The organism is Paenibacillus taichungensis, assembly GCF_013359905.1.
Classification (GTDB): domain Bacteria; phylum Bacillota; class Bacilli; order Paenibacillales; family Paenibacillaceae; genus Paenibacillus; species Paenibacillus taichungensis.
Window position 1 is genome coordinate 1 of record NZ_JABMCC010000103.1, and the last position, 267, is coordinate 267.

The window sequence follows — 267 nt, forward strand, 5'->3', positions numbered from 1 at the left end:
CTCTTCTCGCCTACCTGTGTCGGTTTGCGGTACGGGCACCATCACCTGGCTAGAGGCTTTTCTTGGCAGTGTGAGATCATGACCTTCGCTACTATAATTTTCGCTCCCCATTACAGCCCAGCCTTAACGATGTGCGGATTTGCCTACACATCAGCCTCACTGCTTAGACGGACATCCATCAGTCCGCGTCACTACCCTGCTGCGTCCCCCCATTGCTCATAACGGCTTACGGTGGTACAGGAATTTCGACCTGTTGTCCTTCGACTA

The 267-nt window shown here is 53.2% G+C and carries 1 rRNA gene; it reads right to left on the reverse strand.

Annotated elements, in window-relative coordinates:
* Positions 1–267, reverse strand: a 23S ribosomal RNA gene (locus HP548_RS34235); the annotation flags it as partial.